This is a genomic window from Aquabacterium sp. T101, from assembly GCF_057219775.1.
The window spans coordinates 24448-42205 of record NZ_JBXVVZ010000004.1 but is presented as its reverse complement, the minus strand read 5'-3'; the positions used below and the strand labels follow the sequence as shown (position 1 = coordinate 42205).

Sequence of the window (17758 nt, the reverse complement as noted above, 5' to 3'; positions counted from 1 at the left end):
CGGCGCAGGCCGCTCAGCCCACCGTGACCTGCAGCGCGTTCGGGCCTTCCACGAGCGCGGCGCGGAAGTCCGCCATCGACACGAGTGCCGCGCCGACGCGGTAAGGGTTGGCGCCCCGCTCGAAACGCAGGGGCCGGCCGTTGAGCTGCACCGCCGTCGGACCATGACCGCGTGGCCCGGCCCGCAGCGTGAGCGTCAGATCGTGGCCGGCCACCTGCAGATCGGCCTGCAGGCCGTGCAGCGAGGCAGGCACCACGGGGTCGATCGTCAGCTCGGCATGGGCCTGGCGGATGCCCAGCAGGCGCTCGACGATCAGGCCCAGGGCGATGCCCGGGCCGCTCGAGTAGATGCGCCAGCCGCCGTCGCAGGCCACGCGGCCCGAGATCAGCTCGTCGTAGCGCCGCTCGGCCTCGTAGCGGTCGCCGAACGCGGCGTCAGAGCTGGAGTAGTAGCAGTTGGCCTGGCGCAGCGTCGCGCAGGGCACGCGCTCGCGCAGGGCGATCGGGTGCGACAGGCTCAGCGCGCGGAGCAGCCGGTCCGCCTCGCCCAGGTGGGCGAGCATCTCGGCATAGCGCAGGTGCGCGTGCATGTACATCATGCCGATCTCACGGCCGAAGAACGCGCTGCTTTCGGCACGCTGGAACAGGCGCTGGGGGCCGCCCCGGTAGGCCATGGGCCGGTCGAACAGGCGCGCGCCGTCCGGGCCGGTGAGCCGGGTCTCGATCAGCGCGAGCTGCTGGCGCGCCTGCGCGGGATCGAGCATGTCGTTGATGACGGCGTGCATCATCGGCAGCAGGCTGTAGTGCACGCCGGTGACCGAGTCCTGCGGGTGCAGCAGCAGGCTGCGCTCGCGGCCGGGATCGAAGCGCGCATAGCCGGCCACGACACCGTCGGCCACCAGCAGGCGCCGGAAGTCCTCGCGCACCTCGCCGGCCTGGGCGTCCAGCGCGCGGGCCTCGTCGGTGCGGCCCACCCGGGCCAGCGCCTGCGCCAGCGTGCGCAGCATCTGGTGGTGCAGCGTCACGGTCCAGGCGCTGCACAGGCGCTCGCGCGACGCGGCATCCACCGGCTGCAGGGCGTCGTTCCAGTCGCCATGCCCGTAGGACGCTAGCCGGGTGCCGGGGATGCGCCGCGCGTCGATCACGGCGAGTGCGCGCTGAACGTGCTGCCACAGCGGCGCGGGCTCGGCGTCGTGGAAGGGCAGCACCTCGTCGAGCAAGGCGGCGTCACCGCTGGCCAGCAGGTAGCGCGCCAGCGCCTGCAGCGGCCAGAACACGATGTCGCCATGCGAGTCCGGCGCGCGGATGGCGCGCTCGCGCTCGAAGAACATGAACCACTGCGGCCAGTCGCCGTCGCCGTTCTGGGCCCGGAACACGCGCACCAGCAGGTCGCGCGCGGGCGCCGTGCGGCCCAGCGCCAGCAGCAACTCGAGCGGGCCCTGGCAGACGTCGCGCGTGCCCCATCCGCCACCGGAGTACTGCTCCAGGCCGCGCGGCGACAGGTAGTGGACCAGCGCGTTGTGCAGCAGCCAGGGCAGCATGTCGTCCAGCCGCGCGGCCTCGGCGTCGGCGCTGCGCCAGCGCGGCGCCTTGGGTGGCGGCAGGGCCGGCACGGCCGCCGGCGCCGCCGCCGAGGTGTCGGCAACGAGGTGGCCGGTGATGGACAGATCGAACGCCGTGACCGGCTCCGTGCCCACGCACACGTAGGGCAGGCCGCGCGAGCGCGCATCGTCGAACAGCAGCTCGTCGCCGCCGACGCGCGCGAATCGCAGGCCGGGCGCCGGCGCGATGCGGAAGCTGCCGTGGGGGAAGCGCGCCGCCAGTTCGCTGCCGCGCTGCACGCACACCACCACGCCGCGCGCGTCGGCGAACCAGTCGGCCGCGCCCGGTGCCGCGCCGTCGTCGCCGCCCAGCGCCACGTGGTGCGTGATCAGCAGCGCGCGCGGCGGGCCGGCGAGCACGCGCACCGACAGGTCCAGGCGATGGGCGTCGGCCGCGGCCCGGGCGCGCACCTCGATCAGCCCGTCGGCATGCCGGTAGAGCCAGCGGCAGCCCTGCGGCTGCAGCTCGAACGCCGAAGGCACGCCCAGCAGCTGCCAGCTGCCGCCGACGGCCGCGAACACGCGCTGGCCCTGCGACCGGAACAGGCCGAGCCAGCCGCGCTGGGTGGACAGGAAGCGGTTGATGCTGACATGGCCCTGCGTGACCATGGAATGGAACACGCCCGCCATCCACGACGTGGACGTGAGGCCGGCCTCGTCGGGCACCACGTGGCTGCCGCTGCGCAGGATGTGGCCGTGAGGGCGCTGCACGCGCAGTTCCTTGTCGCGCAGCACGACGTGGGCGTCGTCACCGTGGAAGAACGACAGCAGCGTGCCGCCGTCGCGCTCCTCGTGCCGGCGTTCGCTGCCGAACAGGGCTTCGAGGTCGGGCTCGGCGAGCGGCAGCGCCTCGAGCAGCGGCGCCCGGGCGAACAGGTTGCCTGCCGCCGGCTGGCCGCGGCCCGGCGGCATGGGCGCAGCCGCTTCGCGTTCGTGCAGGCGCAGCGCGTCCACGGCGGCGAGGTCCGCGCCGCTGGTGGCGGCGGGATGGTCTGCCGCCATGAGGCCGAAGAAGCCGAGCCGGGCCGACGTGCCGGGGGCCAGGGTCACGGGCTCGTCCTGCAGCGCGGCCAGCGCATGCTCGTGCTGCAGGCGCCGCGACGGCAGCGGTTCGCGCGCCAGGGCCGGGGTGCCGCCCCCGCGCAGCGCGGTGCCGAACACCTGCAGGCCGTCGGTGGCCCACGCCACCGCGCGGCGCAGCGACCCGATGACGGCCCAGGGATGGCGGCCCCGCACCGCCTGGTTCTGGCGCGCGGCCACCACCCAGCCGTGCAGGGGGTGCTCCAGGGGGCACAGGTCCACGTAGTGGCTCACGTAGTACTCGTTGCTGCGCAGTGCACCGTAGGCCGCCAGGCCGATGTCCTGCACGTGCACGAGGTCCACGGTGCAGGTGCGTGCGCCGGTGTTGTCGACCTGCACCTGCCAGGTCCAGGCGGCGTCGCGCCCGTCCAGTCGCAGCGTCAGCACCAGTTCGAGCTGGCGCCAGCGGCCGCTCGCGTCCAGGCCGTGCGGTGCGTGCGTGAAGGCCAGCGGCGAGCCCGGGCCGAGCAAGGGTGTCGCGTCGACCACGTCGTTGCCGTCGCGCAGGCGCAGCCAGAGGTTGGCCGGGCCGCCTTCCAGCTCGTTGCCGCGCAGCAGGCCCAGGTCCACGTCGCCGAGGCGCCAGCGCGACACGGCGCCGTGGCTCAGCAGGTCGACCTGCAACCCGGCGGCGTTGCGGAGTGCGGAAGGCGGGGTGTCGTGGGATCCGGTCATGGGCAAGGGGTCAGTCGGCGCGCTCGATCGTGCGGCCGGTGTCGTCGAACACGAGGCAATGAGAGGGGTCGAACGCGAGCTGCACCGGGCTGCCCGAGCGTAGCGGGGTCTCGGGCGAGGCGCGCGCGACGAGCATGGCGCCGTCGGCGGCGCGGGCATGCACATAGGCCACGTCGCCCAGGTGCTCGACCAGCAGCACCTCGCCCGCCAGCACCGCGCCGCTGCCCGGCGCGGCGCCGACCGGGCCGGCAGCGAGGTGCTCCGGCCGCAGGCCGAGCGTCACGCGGGCGCCGTCGGCCGGGGCCGTGCGCAGCGCGGGCAACGGCAGCGCGAGCGGGGAGCCCGGCCGGTGGGCCAGACTGGCCTGCGGCCCCCGCGACTCGACCACGGCCTCCAGCAGGTTGATGCGCGGGGACCCGAGGAAGCCGGCGACGAACACGTTGGCCGGCCGACGGTACAGGTCCAGCGGCGCGCCGACCTGCTCGATGCGCCCGCCCTGCATGACCACGATGCGGTCGGCCAGGGTCATGGCCTCGGCCTGGTCGTGCGTCACGTAGATCACGGTGGCGCGCAGCGTCTCGTGCAGCCTGGCCATCTCGATGCGCATCTGCGTGCGCAGTGCGGCGTCCAGGTTGGACAGGGGCTCGTCGAACAGGAACACGCCGGGACGGCGCACGATCGCGCGCCCGATGGCCACGCGCTGGCGCTGGCCGCCGGAGAGCTGGGCCGGTCGGCGCTGCAGCAGTTCGCCCAGCTGCAGCACGTCGGCCGCCTCGCGCACCGCGCGCTCGATCTCGGCGGCCGGCTTGCCGGCCATGCGCAGGCCGAACGACATGTTCTCGGCCACCGTCATGTGGGGGTACAGGGCGTAGCTCTGGAACACCATGGCCAGGCCGCGCTGCGCCGAGGGCGTGTCGTTCATGCGCCGGCCGTCGATCAGCAGCTCCCCGTCGGTGATGTCCTCCAGCCCGGCGATGCAGCGCAGCAGCGTGCTCTTGCCGCAGCCCGAGGGGCCGACGAAGACGACGAACTCGCCGTCGTCGACGCGAAGGTCCACGTCGTGCAGCACGCGGGTGCCGCCGAAGTCCTTGCGCAGTCGCTTCAGTTCGATCGATGCCATCGGCGCGTGTCCTCGGGGCGTCAGGGGTCCAGCAGCGTGATCGTGGCCGTCGTCGGCGGCAGCGCGAGGCGCCGGCCGGTCCAGGCGAGCTCGCGGCCGTCCTGGCGGGCCCGCGGCAGCGCGTCGCTGCCGGGCCACTGCAGCCACAGGCCGCCCCGCGCTTCGGGCAATGGCGAGCCGATCGTGAAGCGCCACCCGCCGGTCACGCGCTCGAGGCGGTAGCTCAGGCGCCCGTAGGCGGTGGACAGGCCGCGCACCGACAGGCCGCGCGCGAGCCACGAGGGCTTCCAGCCCGCCCCCACCACCAGGCTGGCGTCGGCCTCCTGCTCGTAGGCGAACAGGTCCATCGCCGAGCGGATGTAGTCCGAAGCCACCCAGGCATGCGGCAGGTCGCCGATGAAGCCGCGCTCGCGATAGCCCGGCCGGACGACCTCGGCCCACTGGTTCCAGCCTGCCGGTCGACGGTCGCGCATGAAGAAGTCGAGCATCGCGTGCGCACGCTCGCCCTGCGCCATGCGTGCCAGCGCGCCCACGGTGCGCAGTTCATAGGGCGTGTAGTCCTTCCAGGCGCGCTGCCCCAGCGTGCGCGCCTGCGCGTCCTTCCAGTAGCGCTCGAAGGTGGCCGTCAGCAGGCCCGCCGGCACCTCGGCCTGGACCGGGTTGAGCGCGATGGTGGTGGAGGTGGCGTCGAAGTCGCCGCGGTCGGCCGCTCCGGGGATGAAGTCCACGCCGTGCACGGCCGCGGCAGCCACGATCGACGCCGCGAGTTCGCGCTCGAACTCGTCGCCCCAGGCCGCCCAGCGCACCGCGGTGGCGTCGTGGCCGAGCACCAGCGCCATGCGCACGGCGTCCTTGTAGCCGCGCAGCGCCCAGAAGTCGTCCCAGTAGGAGTAGGCCGGGCGGTCGGAGTAGCCCTCGTGGCTGATCGACGGCGGCATCAGGCCGAAGTAGTGGCGCCGGGCCGGCTCGCGGTTGCGCTCGCCGCGCTCGCTCTGGCGCAGGCTCTCCTGGTAGGCCACCACGCGCTGCATCGTGGGCCAGTGGCGCGCCAGGAAGGCGCGGTCCCGCGTGTGCCGCCACACCTCGGCCACCGCGTAGAGGTACTGGCCGTGGCTGTCGTTTTCCGCCACGGGGTCGGCGCCGCGCGCGTCCACGCAGCAGGGCACCTTGCCCGAGGTGAACACGAAGCCGGAGAACCAGTCGACGAACTCGCGTGCGGCGTCGGCCTCGCCCAGGCGCAGCAGGCCGGCGACCATCATCGCGCCGTCGCGCACCCAGGCGCGGGCGTAGGAGCGCGTGCCCGGCTTGAGCGCCGGGCCCTCGCGCGAGACCAGGATCTGGGCCAGCGCGCTGCGCAGCGTGTCGGCCAGCGGCTGCGCCTCGGGGGGCAGCACGAGCGACGCGCGGTTCAGGCGCTCCCGCCAGGACTCGGCGCTGCGCGCCAGCCGGGCTTCGAGGGCCGCGGCGTCCACGCGGTCGGGCGCGCCGGCCTGCGGGCCCAGCGGCGCCACCCAGCCCAGCGTGCGGCGTTCGCCCGCGGCCAGGGTCAGGCGGAACTGCATCAGCGCCGACGCGTGGGCCTGCGGGTCCTCCAGCGCGGTCAGCGGCGGCGCCGCGGCCAGCGCCTCCAGCGAGAAGCCGGCGTCGTAGGCCAGCGCACCCACGGCGCGCGGGGGTTCCGTCGGACGCACGATGCGGCGGCCGTTGACGGCCAGCACGCCGTCCGCCCAGGCCAGCGTGCGCACCGGGCTCGCGCCGCCCTGCGTGGCGAGGAACTGCTGCGGCGGATTCACCTGCCAGGGCCGCAGGGCCAGCCACAGCGTCAGCGTGCGCGGCCGGTCGCCCGGGTTGCCCACGGTGTAGCGCACCAGCGCCTGCGGCGCGTCGGCCGTGCCGTCGGCCCCCGCTTCCACGTCGAGCGTGAACGCCTCGTGCTGCCAGTGCACCGACGGCACGGGCAGGTAACCGTCGCGCAGCGACTGCCCGGGCTGCACATCGGCCCAGGTGACGACGCGACCGTCGTCGAGCTGGACCGCGGGCTCGATCGAGTAGCCGCCTCGGCCGATCTCGACGGCACCGTCCTCCGACAGCAGCGCGGAGCGCTCGCCGCCGCCGTCGACACCGACCAGGCCCCAGTAGTTCTGCTGGCCGAGGAAGGCGCGCGGCATGTGCCCGGGTCGCGCGTCGCGGGCCTGCTCCGCGAGCACGGCGTTGAAGTCCGGCCACTGCGTGGCGTCGCGCAGCTCGAGCACGGGCAGGGGCGGCGGCGCGGCGCGGCGGCTGCGCGGGCGCTCGGCCCGCCCGGGCGCCTTGAGCGCCTTGGGCGCGGGCACGCTGCTCACCACGCGCAGGTGGCGCGCCTCCTGCTCGGGCAGGAACAGCGTGTCCAGGCCGCCGTCGCCGGCCACGACGCGGCGCAAGGATCGCCACTGCCGGCCATCGGCGGACGCGAGCAGCTCGTAGTCCCGCGCCGCGGCCGCCCGCTCGGGCCAGCGCAGCGCCACGCCGTTGAACTCGCGCAGGTGGCCGAAGTCCAGCTCCAGCGTGCTGCCGTCCGCGCGCACCACCGGGGCGGGCCAGGGCACCGGATCGGGCGCCCGCTCGGTGAGCGCCAGGCGGGCCGCGCACAGCGAGCCGCGGCCGCCTTCGCGGCCCGCGGACACCACCAGCTCGACGTAGCGCGTGCGGCGCAGCGTCCGGTCGCCTGCCGGGCCCCAGGCGAAGTCGACATGGCGCCGCCGCAGGTTCCAGTCGGCCAGCGTCGCGGGCATCGCATGGTTGGGGCGGTGCACCCACCACACGTTGTCGCCGCTGTCGTCGACGAACTTGATCTGCACATCGTTGACGGCGCCGTGGCCCTTGACGCGCAGCTGCAGGTCGAAGTGGGCCGGCCACTCCAGCGGCAGCTCGCGCCGCATCACCGCGTAGCCCGACACGCCGCCGAAGTCGTAGTCGAGGCACAGGCTGGCGTCGGCGGCGTCGCGGCGAAGCGTCGCGCGTACCTGGTCCGACGCCAGGGCCCGCCACGGCGCGGCGTCGCGGAAGTCGTCGAGCACCGCCGCCCCGGCCGGGGCGGCGGTGGCCAGCGCGAGCGCCAGCGCGATGGTCGACGCGGCGCCCTTCATCCCTTCACACTGCCCATCAGCAGCCCCTGCATGTAGTAGCGCTGCAGCGCCAGGAAGAGCAGCAGCACCGGCAGCACGGTGACCACCGCGCCGGCCATCATCAGCTCGGTGTCGGAGACATGCTCTCGCGACAGCGCGGCCAGGGCCACCGGCAGCGTCTGCAGGTCGCGGTCGCTCAGCACGATCAGCGGCCACATGAAGTCGTTCCATGCGCCGAGGAAGCTCAGCACGGCCAGCGTCACGATCACCGGCTTGAGCAGCGGCAGCACGATGAGCCGGAAGATGCGCCATTCGCTGGCGCCGTCCATGCGGGCCGCCTCGAGGATCTCGTCGGGGATCGTGAGCGCGTACTGGCGCACGAGGAAGATGCCGAACACGCTGGCCAGCCAAGGCACCAGGGCCCCCGCGACGCTGTTGACCAGCCCCATGCGCTCGAGCATCAGGAACAGCGGCATCATCGTCACCTGCGCCGGGATCACCAGCGCGCCAAGCAGGCCGCGGAACACCCGGTCGCGGCCGGCGAAGCGCAGCTTCGCGAACGCATAGCCCGCGCTGAGGTTGAAGGCCAGCGACAGCACCGTCGCCCCCGCGGAAACCACCAGGCTGTTGACGAGCTGGCGGCCGATGCCGGCGGTGGCGAAGAGCTCCCGGTAGTTGGCCCAGGACGCCTCGCGCGGCAGCAGCGGCGGCGGGAACTGCGCGGCCTCGCCGGGCGCCATGAAGGACGCCGAGACCATCCACAGCAGCGGGAACATCGTCAGCGCCGCGATCGCCACGAGCGCCGCGTTCACGAGCAGGGCCTCGCCGCGCCGCGTCACAGGGCCTCCGAGCGCCGCGCCAGGCGGACCTGGGCGACCGTGAACACGAACATGAAGGCGAACAGCACGAAGGCCACCGCCGACGCCGAGCCCAGGCTCCACCACTTGAAGCCTTCCTCGTACATGAAGTACAGCACGGTGACCGTGCTCTGGGCCGGGCCGCCCTGGGTCATGACGTAGGGCTCGGCGAAGAGCTGGAAGTGGGCCGCCATCGTGAGGATGCCCACCATCAGCAGCATCGGAGCGAGCGCCGGCAGCGTGATGTGGCGCAGCTGCTGCCAGCGCGTGGCCCCCTCCAGGCCCGCGGCCTCGTACAGGTCGCGCGGGATCGCCTGCAGGCCCGCCAGCAGGATGATCATGTTGTAGCCGAAGTTCTTCCACACGGACATCAGCGCGATCGCAGGCATCGCCAGGGCCGGGTCGCCCAGCCAGTCCACGGTGGGCAGGCCGAGCGAGGACAGGCCGTGGTTGACGAGGCCGTAGCGCGTGTGCAGCAGGTAGCGCCACACCACCGCCACCGCCACCAGGGTGGTGACCACGGGGGCGAACAGGGCGGTGCGGAAGAAGCCGCGCCACCGCGCCAGCGGCGAGTTCAGCAGCAGCGCCGCGCCCAGCGACACGCCGATGGACAGCGGCACGCCCACGATCACGAAGAACATCGTGTTGCCCAGGGCCTGCCAGAACAGCGGCGTGGACAGCAGGTGCGCATAGTTGTCCAGGCCCACGAAGCGCACGTTGCGCAGGTCGGCCAGGCCATAGATGTCGAAGTCGGTGAAGCTCATCGCCAGCGCCAGGGCCACCGGCACGACGAAGAACACCGCGATGGCGATCAGCGCCGGGCCGACGAACATCCAGCCGGCGAGCTGGCGGCCGTTCATGGGGTGGCTCCGCGCGCCAGCAGCCAGCGACGCTTGTCCAGCATCGCGTCGACGCGTGCGTCCAGCGCGGCGAGGGCGGCGTCGGGCCGCTGCACGCCCCGCACCGCGCGCTCGGCGGCGAGCCGCAGTTCGGTGGCGATGCGCTCCCACTCCGGCACCTTGGGCACGGGCCGCACGCGCTCGAGCTGATCGCGGAACGCCCGCGTGGGCTCGTCGGCGGCGAGCGCGCCGGCGGCCCAGGCCGCGCGGCGCGGCGGCAGGTTGCCCGTGAGCGCATGGAAGCGCTGCTGCACCGCGGGGCGCGACAGGTAGCGCACCAGGGCCCATGCGGCCTCCTGGCGCCCGGATCGCGCGAACAGGGCCAGGCTCGAGCCCCCGGCGATCGACACGCCCGGGCCGTCGGGCCCCGGCAGCGGCATGGTGCTCCACGACGACTGCAGGGCCGCGGGCAGCCGGCGCCGGAACTCGCCGATCTGCCACGGCCCGCTGATGTACATGCCGAAGTAGCCGCGGCCGAACTCGTTCCAGACGTTGGCGATCTCGTTGTCGCTGGCCGGGGGCGCGAGCCCCTGCTCGAACACCTGGAGGTAGAACTCCCACGCCCGCCGGAAGCCCGCGCCGCGGAAGTGGCCCCAGCGGCCGCCGTCGCGCAGCAGGGCGTCGCCGGGCTGCTGCAGGGCCAGGGCGACCAGCGGGTCGTACTCGTTGAGCGGCAGCAGCATCGCATAGCGCTTCTCGCCCACGTGGCGCTTGAGCGCGTGCATGCAGGCCAGCCAGTCGTCCCAGCGCTGCGGCAGCGCGCCCACGCCGGCCGCCGCCAGGAGGTCGCGGCGGTAGAAGAGCAGGCGCGTGTCGACGTACCACGGCACGCCCCAGAGCTTGCCGCCCAGGCGGTTGGTGTCCCAGATGCCCTCGAAGTAGTCGGCCGGGTCGATGTCGGGCGCCGCCGCAACGCGCCCGTCCAGCGGCGCGACCGAGCCGATGGCGACGAACTCCGGCAGCCAGGTGTTGCCGAGCTGGGCCACGTCGGGCAGGCTGTCGCCGGCGAACGCGGTGAGCAGCTTCTCGTGCGCGGCGCTCCAGGGCAGCTTCTCGATGCGCACCCGGATGCCCGGATGCTCGCGCTCGAACTCCGGCATCAGCGCGCCCGCGACCTCGCCCTCCCGGCCCATGGCCCAGAAGCGCAAGGTGCCCGGGTCGCGCCGGGCGCAGCCGGCCGTGCCGATCGAGGCGGCGGCCGCGGCGGCCAGCAGCGCGCGCCGACGCATCGTCGGTGGTCGCGGGAAGTCAGCCGAGCCAGCCACCTGTGAATCCTGCCCGCTGCAGGCCGCGCCGCACATGGGGGTTGCGGCGCATCGCGTCCCAGACATGGCCGCCGCGGTGGTTGGCCAGCATCATCAGCAGCGGGCCCACCTCGATGCCGAGGAAGTCGGTGTCCACCCAGCCGACGCCAGGCGCGATCCGGCCGTGGGTAAGGCGCACGTCGGTGAAGGTGAAGCTGGGGTTGAATGCAAAGAAGCCGTAGCGGCCGTAGATCTCCCGGCCCCAGCGCCGGTGCATGGCCGACAGGGCGGCGGTGGCCAGCTCGGGCGTGAACACGATCGACGAGCCCGCGCCATAGGGCGCGATCGTGCCGTCGTCGTGCTCGGCCATGCCGCGGCCGGCATAGCTGATGAAGCGGCGCATGCGCCCTCCGAAGGGGCGCTCGACATCGGCCGGTCCATCGCAGGCGGTCACGCCCCAGACGTCCGGCCCGTAGCCCGCCCAGCCGTCGGGGTTGGCGATGGCATGGGCGCGCTGCGCGAGCGTGGCGCGGCGCGAGTTCTCGAAATAGTCCAGCCCGCGTGCGGCCAGCCAGGGCTCGCGCAGGCCGCGGAAGTCCACCCAGGCATGGGTGAACTGGTGCCCGAACAGCGGCGGGAAGCGCAGGTAGGTCTGGCCGTGGTCGGTTCCCCAGGAGCGGTCGTAGGTGCTCGTCCACGCCGACCAGGCGTCGGCGTCCAGCGGGCGCGCCGGCGTTCCCAGCGCCAGCAAGTACACGATGATCGCCTCGTTGTAGCCCTTCCAGTCGCTGGCGATGAAGCCGTTCTCGGGACGCCAGCCATGGCCGATCGACGGCGGGCGCACCTGGGCCCAGCGCCAGTCCGGCCTTGCCGCCAGCTCTTCGGCCAGGTGGCGGATCTGCGTCTCCGCGGCATCGGCACCGTCGAACCACGACTGGCAGTGCAGCGCCCCGGCCAGCAGCAGCGCGGTGTCGACCGTGGACAGCTCGCAGTCGCGATAGCGCATGCCGGTCTGCATGTCCAGGAAGTGATAGAAGAACCCGCGGTAGCCTGCCACGCCGGCGGCCCCGGGCCCCTGCGGCGCGTCGTGGAAGAAGCGCAAGGTCGCCAGCACGCGGTCGCGGGCCTGCGCGCGCGTGATCCAGCCGCGCGCCACGCCGATGGGGTAGGCCGACAGCGCGAAGCCCACCGCGGCGATGCTCGCGAAGGAGGGCGTCGGCCAGCGGTCGGGCACGAGCCCGCTGCGCGCGTCGGTGGTCTCCCAGAAGTACTGGAAGCTGCGCCGCTCCAGGTCGTCGATGAGCGCGGCGGCGTCCATCGGCGGCAGGGCGGCCGGGCCGTCGCCCGCGTCGACGGGCGCGCCGGCGGAACTGCAGGCCGTGGCCCACCACGGTGCCGCCAGGGTGGCGGCCGTGCCCGTCAGGAGGTGGCGCCGGCGCAGGCGGGGGGCGTCGGCAGCGGCCTGCAGCCGCCTCCGGCCGCCAGAGGGGTCGGTCGGCTGGGTCATGTTGGCGTGTCGGTCGGGCTGTGGGCCCGGACATGCGAACCCGGGGCTGCCTGAGGGCGCCCCGGGTCGCGTGTCCGCGCAGCGATCGTCAGAACTTGTAGACCACCGCCAGCCGGTAGGTGCGCGTGTCGCCGCGGATCGAGTTCGGCTTGCCCAGGTTCAGGTTGTCGCCCCCCACGGCGTTGGTCGGGTTGCCGGGGGCCACGGGCCCGCCACCCCAGTCGTCGAAGCCGCCGTAGTTGGTGCTGTTGAACACGTTGAGCACGTCGGCGCGCAGCGTGAAGTTGGCGTGCTTGCCGAAGCTCAGCGCCTTGCTCACGCTCAGGTCCACCTGCTTGAACGAGGGCGAGTCGCCTTCCACCGAGACGCAGTTGCTGAAGCCGGCGGCGCAGCTCGTGATGCGGCGCGGCAGGCCGCTGGCCCACGTGACCTTGCCGGCCAGCGTGATGCCGAAGGGCAGCAGCTTCTCGGTCACGCCGGCAGCGACGAGGCGATGCTTGTCCACCAGCGTCGACGGATTGAACCCGCGGGCCCCGGGGCGGCCGTAGTTCCAGTCGAAGATGTCGTTGTTCCAGTCGCGGTTGGTGGTCTTGGCGTCGCTGTAGGTGTAGGCCACGTTGACGGCCCATCCCGAGGCGGCGGTGTAGGGCTTCTCGAGCTTGGCGAACACCGAGTTCGTGCGCGTCTGCGTGATGAAGTCGCCCAGGATCAGCGTGCCGTACCCGTTGGGCCCGCCCCACAGCGGGTCGATCGAGCTCTGGGTGGCGAAGCCGCCATTGGGGTCGCGGTTGCCGCCGAACCACGAGAACTGGTTCTTGGCATTGACGCGGCTGAGCGCGAGCTCCGTGTTCCACTGGCCTACCGCCTGGCGCAGGCCGACCGTGAACTGGTCCGCATAGGGCATCTTGAACTCGTTGCGGATCAGCCAGATCTCGCCGCCCGGCTGCTGGTTCTTCTGCAGCTCGTCGAGGGCATGGTTGGCCATCGTGCGGTCGTACGAGCGGCCCCAGCCGCCGAACACCACGGTGGCCTTGTCGCCGAACACGTCGTACGACGCGCCCAGGCGGGGCGCGAAGGCCTTGCGGAACGGCTTGCGCGAGGTGCCGGTGCTGATGTAGTCGCGGATGTTGATGCCGCCCAGCGCCAGCGACTGCTCGTAGGTCTGGCCCGCGGGCGGGGTGATGCCCCAGCGGGTTCCGTCCGGGCCCAGCAACGCTGCCACACGGTCTGCCGGCGTGCGGTAGTCGTTGTTCAACATGTTGGTCTCGTAGTCGTAGCGCAGGCCGAGGTTGAGCTCGAGCTGCTTGCTGACCGCCCAGTCGTCCTGCAGGTACAGGCCGAGCTGCTCGTTGCCGAAGGTGGCGTTGGCCCCCGGCGCCGCGCGGCGGATCGAGCACTGGTCGCTGTTGGCGCCGCCGTTGGTGATGTTGGTCCCGAGGCAGTTGAGGCCGTCGAAGTACGGCAGGCCCGTGGTGCGGTCGATCAGCACGTCGACCGTGTCGACGCTGAAGGCCGTGCCGGCCAGCACGTACTTCATCGACTTGACCTTGATCCCGCCCTTGATCACGTGGCCCTTGAGACCGGTGTAGGTCAGGTCCTGCGAGGCGTAGGTGCCTTCCTGGCCGCGGTCCTGCGCGTCCGGCGAGCCGCCGACGAAGAGCACGTCCTGCGCACCCGACAGCACCTGGGGCGTGGCCGACGAGACCTTGTAGCGCACGAAGGGCTCGGTCGCCGACGAGTGCGGGTTCCAGCGCGCCTTCTCCCAGCCCAGGCGGGTCTCGCTCAGCAGCGCGCCGCGCGAATACTCGTTCTTGATGTCGAAGCGCGTGTCGTCGTTGCCGCGCTTCTTGTCGTTGCCCGGCGCGCTGAGGTCGCGGTTCTCGGGCAGCAGGTCGGACTCGCGGCGCAGCTTCAGACTGACGCTCAGGCGGTTGTCGTCGTTGACCTGCAGGTCGAGCTTGCCGAAGAACAGGTGCTCGGTGAAGTTGTCGACCTGCGATCCCTGGGCCGCCACCAGCGACGGCACGATGCCCAGGGTGGCGGGCAGCAGGTTCAGGTTGCGCGGCACCACCTGGCGCGAGTCCTCGATCTTCTTGCCGTCGTAGGCGAGGAAGAAGTGGGCCTGGTCGCGCGCCAGCGGCCCGCCGACGTTGAAGCCGTACTCCTTCTTCGACGACGGCGGCAGCCGCACGCCGGCGGCCTCGCGCTCCTTCTCGAACACCGACAGCGAGCGCCAGTTGGTGCCGGTGCGGTCGATGTAGGCCTCGCCCTGCAGCTCGTTCGACCCCGACTTGGTGACCGCGCTGATGGCCGCGCTGCTGACCTGCTCGAACTCGGCCTTGTAGTTCTGCGTCAGCACCTTGTACTCGGCGATCGCCGACTGCGGGAAGGGGTTGCCGCGTGACGAGTCCTGGCCGGTCAGGCCGCCGCGCAGGATGTTGTTCTTCTGGCCGACGCCGTCGATGAAGACGTTGACGTGGTCGAAGTTCTGCGCTCCCGCCTGGATCTTGGTGTTGCCCGCGCCGTCCGTCGAGAAGGCCACGCCCGGCGCGAGGTCGGCCGAGCTCAGGAAGTTGCGCGTCGTCTGCGGCAGCGCCTCGATCAGTTTGCGCGAGACATTGGTGCCGACCTGCGAGTCCCGCACCCCCTGGCGCTGAGCCGAGCCGACGATGGTGATCGACTGCGTGCCGGCCAGGGCGAGGTCGACCGAGGCCGTCTCGCCGACCTGCAGCAGCACCGGCGACGACTTCTGGCCGCCGACGCGGATCTCGTAGGAGCCCGGGGCCAGGCCGGTGAGCACGTAGCTGCCGTCGGCCTGGGTCGTGGTGCGGTAGGTGTTGCCGTTGGCCAGGTTCACGGCCGTCACCGTGGTGCCGCCCTGGGCGGCGGCGATCTGGCCCTTGATGGTGGAGGTGCTCACCTGCGCGTGGGCTGCGGTGCCGGCCAGGGCCAGCACCACGGCCGTGGCGAGGGCGTGGCGGCGGAATCGATCGGATCCGGTATGGCGCTTCATCGTCTGTCTCCTCTGCTGGAATCGTTGGGTGGGCGGGCGCGGCGTCAGTGGGCGACGTCCGGGGGCTGCAGGGGGGTGGGCGGGCCGGTGCCGCAGGAGCGGCGGACGACCAGTTCCACGGGCATCACGGTGGGGCGGCCCTCGGGCAGGTCGGGCGACTCGATGCGCTTGGACAGCGCATCCAGCGCCGCCGCGCCGATGGCCGCGATGGGCACGCGGATCGTGGTGAGGGCCGGCGCGACATAGCGCGCGATGGGGATGTCGTCGAAGCCGACCACGGCGATGTCCTCGGGCACGCGCAGGCCCGCCTCGGCGAGCGCGGCCAGGCAGCCGATGGCCATCATGTCGTTGGCGGCGAACACCGCGTCGGGCCGCGGCCGCGACTGCGCGATCCGGCGGCCCGCGGCCCAGCCCGAGGCCTGGTCGAAGTCGCCGGGCAGCACTGTCTCGCGCATGCCCTTGCGAAGGCCCGCGCGCCAGCCGCGAAGACGCTCCTCGGACTCGTGGTTGCCCTCGGGGCCGCACACGAAGGCGATGTGGCGCCGGCCCGCGGCCACGAGGTGGCGCGTCATCGTGCGGGCGCCGCCGAAGTTGTCGACCATGAACGAGGCGTGCCCCGGCAGCCGCACGTCGGTGTTGACCAGCACCGCCGGCAGGTTGGCCGGGAGGTTGCGCGACAGGAACTCGCTGTCGGCGTGCGGCGACATCAGCAGCAGGCCGTCGACCCGGCCCTGCATCGCCCGCAGCGCGGTGGCGGCCTCGTCGGCGTCGTCATGCGAACTCGACAGCAGCAGGTGCAGCCCGCGCGCGCGCGCCGCCTGGTCGATGCCCCGGATCAGCTCGGAGAAGTACTCGCCGTGTAGGTCGGGCAGCAGCGCCCCGATGGTGTCGGTGCGGCGGGTGATCAGCGACCGCGCCGCGCTCGACGGCACGAACCGCATCGCCCGCGCCACCTCCAGGATGCGCAGCCGCGTCTCCGGCAGCACGTTGCTCGCGCCGTTGAGCGCGCGCGACACCGTGGCCACCGAGACGCCGGCGGCGCGGGCTACGTCCTTGATCGTGGAGGCCATCGGTGTTGTGCGGGATGGGTTGTAACAATCATGAGAAGGGTTACATGGTGATTGGGACATGAACCGGTCGGGTTGCATGTAATCGTTTCCACCTAAGCGGGGCGGCCGTGGCGGCGCGGCGGCCGGTCGGGCCGGCCGCTCAGGCGCCTTCGGGCAGCGCGCCGCCCGCGGCGATCAGCTGTGAGTACCACCGTGCGCTGGCCTTGGGCGTACGGCGCTGCGTCGCGAAGTCGACATGCACGAGGCCGAAGCGCTTGGAGTACCCGTGCGCCCACTCCAGGTTGTCGAACAGCGACCAGGCGAAGTAGCCCCGCACGTCGGCGCCGCGGGCGATCGCGTCGCGCACCGCGGCGACGTGGGTGCGCAGGTAGTGCACGCGCAGCGGATCGTCCACCCGCCCGTCCACGGCGCTCGGCGGGTCGTAGAAGGCCGCGCCGTTCTCGGTCACGTACAGCGGCAGCCCGCCGTAGCGCTCGTGCATCCACACGAGCGTGTCGGTCAGGCTCTGCGGGTGCAGCTCCCAGCCGGTCTCGGTGTGGATCGCGCCCGGCTGCCGGACCGGCACGGCGGGCACGGGCCAGCCTGCCGGGTCGTGCCGGACCACCGCGCGCGTGTAGTAGTTCAGGCCGAGGAAGTCCACCGGCTCCGCGAGGGCCCGCACCTCGTCGTCCGTCCACCCGGGCCAGTCCGCGCCGAACAGGCCCGGCAGCTCCGGCGGCATGCGGCCCAGGAGGGCCGGGTCCAGGTACTGGCGGTTCATGTAGGCGTCGGCCAGCGCCTGTGCGTGCCGGTCGGCGGCGGTCGCCCCGGGCCCGACATGTTTGGGCTCGATGTTGACCACCAGCCCGATGCGCTGGCGGCCGATCGCGCGATAGGCCCGGACCGCGTGCGCATGCGCCCGCAGGAGGTTGTGCGCCGCCCGTGCCGCCTCCTCGGCCGAGCGGTGGCCGGGCGCATGCACGCCGTGCATGTAGCCGGCGTCGGCCACGACCCAGGGCTCGTTGATCGTCGCCCAGAGCGGGACGCGATCGTCCAGCGCGCGCACCATCACCTGCGCGTAGTCCGCGAACCAGTCGGCGATGTCCGGGTTGAGCCAGCCGCCACGGTCGTCGAGCGCCGCCGGAAGGTCCCAGTGGTACAGCGTGGCCATCGGCGTGATGCCTGCGGCCAGCAGCGTGTCGACGAGCCGCTCGTAGAAGCCCAGGCCGGCGGCGTTGACGGCCCCGCGTCCCTGCGGCAGCACGCGGCCCCACGCGATGCTGAAGCGATACGCGGTGAGACCCAGATCGCGCATCAGCGCCACGTCCTCGCGCATGCGCCGGTAGTGGTCGCAGGCCACGTCGCCGGTGTCCCCGCCATGGATGCGCCCCGGCGTGCGACCGAAGCGCTGCCAGATGCTGGGGCCGGCGCCGTCGGCCAGCGGCGAACCCTCCACCTGGAAGGCGGACGTGGCGCAGCCCCAGAGGAAGTCCGAAGGAAAGGGAGGTTTCATGGCGTGGCGTGTGGGCACCGACCGCGGGGCGGTACGGCAGGGATCCCTGCGGTCGTGGAAACGTTTCCACAAGTGTTGCCGAGCCTCACGCCGGCGT

General features: G+C 72.9%; 10 protein-coding genes. All 10 read right to left on the bottom strand.

From position 1 onward, the window contains the following. Window positions 1-13: 13 nt before the first annotated feature. Window positions 14-3355, bottom strand: a complete 3342-nt coding sequence (locus tag AC2EAQ_RS11870) for a GH36-type glycosyl hydrolase domain-containing protein (protein ID WP_484643969.1) — start codon at window positions 3353-3355, stop codon at window positions 14-16. 10 nt (window positions 3356-3365) lie between these two features. Beyond that, on the bottom strand, window positions 3366-4475 hold the full coding sequence (locus AC2EAQ_RS11865; protein ID WP_484643967.1) for an ABC transporter ATP-binding protein: 1110 nt from the start codon (window positions 4473-4475) through the stop codon (window positions 3366-3368). A gap of 20 nt (window positions 4476-4495) precedes the next feature. Beyond that, window positions 4496-7600: a hypothetical protein gene (locus AC2EAQ_RS11860; protein ID WP_484643964.1), complete on the bottom strand. Its 3105-nt coding sequence runs from the start codon at window positions 7598-7600 to the stop codon at window positions 4496-4498. Further along, window positions 7597-8391: a carbohydrate ABC transporter permease gene (locus AC2EAQ_RS11855; RefSeq protein ID WP_484643963.1), complete on the bottom strand. Its 795-nt coding sequence runs from the start codon at window positions 8389-8391 to the stop codon at window positions 7597-7599. The genes AC2EAQ_RS11860 and AC2EAQ_RS11855 overlap by 4 nt, the downstream gene beginning before the upstream one ends. 23 nt (window positions 8392-8414) lie before the next feature. Then, entirely contained in the window at window positions 8415-9296 is an 882-nt protein-coding gene (locus tag AC2EAQ_RS11850) for a carbohydrate ABC transporter permease (RefSeq protein ID WP_484643961.1), read from the bottom strand. Further along, complete coding sequence (locus AC2EAQ_RS11845; RefSeq protein ID WP_484643959.1) at window positions 9293-10564, bottom strand: sugar ABC transporter substrate-binding protein; 1272 nt, start codon at window positions 10562-10564, stop codon at window positions 9293-9295. The genes AC2EAQ_RS11850 and AC2EAQ_RS11845 overlap by 4 nt, the downstream gene beginning before the upstream one ends. A 19-nt stretch (window positions 10565-10583) precedes the next feature. Then, on the bottom strand, window positions 10584-12086 hold the full coding sequence (locus AC2EAQ_RS11840) for a glucoamylase family protein (RefSeq protein WP_484643956.1): 1503 nt from the start codon (window positions 12084-12086) through the stop codon (window positions 10584-10586). An 88-nt stretch (window positions 12087-12174) separates the two neighbouring features. Continuing rightward, window positions 12175-15099 (bottom strand): TonB-dependent receptor, encoded by a 2925-nt coding sequence (locus AC2EAQ_RS11835; RefSeq protein ID WP_484643954.1) that lies wholly within the window; start codon window positions 15097-15099, stop codon window positions 12175-12177. Window positions 15100-15143: 44 nt separating this feature from the next. After that, window positions 15144-16169 carry a LacI family DNA-binding transcriptional regulator gene (locus tag AC2EAQ_RS11830; protein WP_484643952.1) on the bottom strand — a complete coding sequence of 342 codons (1026 nt, stop codon included), beginning with the start codon at window positions 16167-16169 and terminating at the stop codon, window positions 15144-15146. Between the two features lie 139 nt (window positions 16170-16308). Then, on the bottom strand, window positions 16309-17661 hold the full coding sequence (locus AC2EAQ_RS11825) for a GH1 family beta-glucosidase (protein ID WP_484643950.1): 1353 nt from the start codon (window positions 17659-17661) through the stop codon (window positions 16309-16311). Between the last annotated feature and the right edge of the window lie 97 nt (window positions 17662-17758).